A 1,787-nucleotide genomic window follows, 5' to 3' on the forward strand; every position below is an offset into this window, starting at 1 on the left:
AAAAAATGAATGTGCGGTGATTTATTTTTGAAATTCTTGAAATTATATCAAAAATTTAGAGTTTTGACGGAGAGACTAAGTAGCGTCACTTGTTTCGCCTGTATCTAGATAGTTCTTATATAGACGTTGCGCACGTTTGCGTAGGTCGGGATATAGAACTCTACCCCGCCACACTGACAATAGGATAACTTTTTTTACATCATCCTCATCTTTAAACACACCCCAAGTGGTGCAAGCTGAATATGCAGAGGTTGGTTTATCGGATATTGCTGTGTCCCAAGATTGAAGTATTAGAGTAAATTTAGGATAAATTTTCTTCGTATATTTCAAGAACCAATCACGCTTGATAATTCCACCAGTTGTCGGAGACGGTCTTTGTTGTAACTGTCCTGATATTGCGTATGTTGAGCCTAGATCATTCTTTAAACTAGTGAGTTCCCTCGAGCCAATCTGGTCGGGCCAAAGTAATTCACCTTCATCTTTCCGCCAATCGCTACCTAAACTTGTAACACAAGTACGGACTTTCTCGAACTCCATAGGAAGTATTAATTTTTCCCATTCTTTTGCATTATCGTTGGCAATGATATAACCTGATACGTCCCTTTCGTGCGAACGCTGTTGAACCACAATACGACAGTCATTCTTTTTATCGTTTAATCTTGTAGACCAAGCTTTAGTCCACCATTCTAATGCACTCTCTCTTATAGCTTTTGACTCGACAAACCTTGTATTATTGGGATCATCACATATTAGTATACTCGCTCCTTCTCCTGTAACAGAGCCATTAACACTAGTGCTAATGCGATAACCTCTTTTGTCATTATCAAACCTACCTTTAGTATTTTGGTCTTTCATTAATCTAAAAGAATGCTTGAAAAACATTTGATACCAAGGTGATTGTATAAGACGTCTACAATCTACCGAATGTTTCAATGATAAGCTTTGAGCATAACTGGCATACATAAATTTCTCATGTGGCGAATGCGTCCAAACCCAAGCTGGGAATGCTATTGAAATTAAACTTGTTTTACTGGTACGAGGGGGAACATTAATAAGTAAGTTTTTGATCTCGCGTTTTTGCAAAGCTTCTAGATGCTCGCATATCATTTGTATATGATAGCCATCTTTAAAAAAAGTACTACCCTCTATTTGTTCCCAGGCTTGCTTAAAGAATTCGTAAAGTGATAATTGACATTTGATAGCTTGTAATTCAATTTCTTCGGGAATCAATTTTTTTAACCACCGCTTTCTTTAATATTTTCTTTTTCTCAATAATATCTTCTAACAAAGCTTGTTTCTCCAGCAACTCTTCTCTAGTACTAGGACGATACACTTCCGTATCACTACACTCTCCATCAATAATAGCTTGAGTCTTTGCACTATTTACTATAGCGGTGTAATCATTAACCGTAATCATATCTTCATCTAGATGCTCTTTTGCCGTTTGCATCATTTCCTTAGCATTCTTCTTATCGGCTATTTTGAAGCGAGACTTGCCAAAGCCAAAGCGATTACGCATATTTATTACCCAATAAGGAAAGTTAAAGTTTGGATCATTAGCTGGTAATTTATGCCAATAAGTTTCGGCAAAATTTATTGCTATATCATAAGCTTCTTTAAACTCTGGATAAGTATTCTTCCACTCAAAAAATGTACTTTGTGCAATACCGGTTTTAGCACAAAATGCACTACACTGGTCATAACTTCAAAGAAAAGGGTAAGGTTTTTACTGCAAAGACCAAAAAAACTTTGTCAAACGATGACAAAAAGATGCAGAAACGAAGAAG

At 36.4% G+C, this 1,787-nt stretch carries 2 protein-coding genes; both read right to left on the reverse strand.

Annotated elements, in window-relative coordinates:
* Positions 1–75 precede the first annotated feature (75 nt).
* On the reverse strand, positions 76–1,230 hold the full coding sequence (locus Megvenef_RS09345; RefSeq protein ID WP_322777648.1) for a hypothetical protein: 1,155 nt from the start codon (positions 1,228–1,230) through the stop codon (positions 76–78).
* Positions 1,211–1,519 (reverse strand): hypothetical protein, encoded by a 309-nt coding sequence (locus Megvenef_RS09350; protein WP_322777649.1) that lies wholly within the window; start codon positions 1,517–1,519, stop codon positions 1,211–1,213. Before Megvenef_RS09350 ends, Megvenef_RS09345 begins: the two co-directional genes overlap by 20 nt.
* Positions 1,520–1,787 lie beyond the last annotated feature (268 nt).

The organism is Candidatus Megaera venefica (assembly GCF_034554655.1).
Classification (GTDB): domain Bacteria; phylum Pseudomonadota; class Alphaproteobacteria; order Rickettsiales; family Rickettsiaceae; genus Megaera_A; species Megaera_A venefica.